Annotated in this window: 1 protein-coding gene; it reads left to right on the plus strand. The window is 44.1% G+C overall.

Translation table 11 applies throughout. The features are described 5' to 3' along the window. Positions 1-37: 37 nt before the first annotated feature. On the plus strand, positions 38-279 hold a 242-nt coding region (locus CWC11_RS22450; protein WP_283241043.1), incomplete at its 3' end, for a flavoprotein.

The raw sequence follows: 279 nt of genomic DNA on the forward strand, positions 1-279 counted from the left end.
CTTTAGTTTATTGATACTGTGATCGTATAAAACAAACATGCAAAGAAATAAACGCCTCTTACTTGGGATCAGCGGTGGTATCGCTGCTTACAAATGCGCAGAACTTGTTCGCCGCCTAAAAGAACAGCAAATAGATGTCAAAGTGGTGATGACTGAGTCTGCCAAGCACTTTATCACGCCACTGACAATGCAGGCGGTCTCTGGTGAAATCGTTTCTGACTCTTTGCTTGACCCACAAGCAGAAGCATCAATGGGCCATATCGAATTTGCAAAATGGGC

This window comes from Pseudoalteromonas sp. S3178 (genome assembly GCF_005886985.1).
GTDB lineage: Bacteria > Pseudomonadota > Gammaproteobacteria > Enterobacterales > Alteromonadaceae > Pseudoalteromonas > Pseudoalteromonas carrageenovora.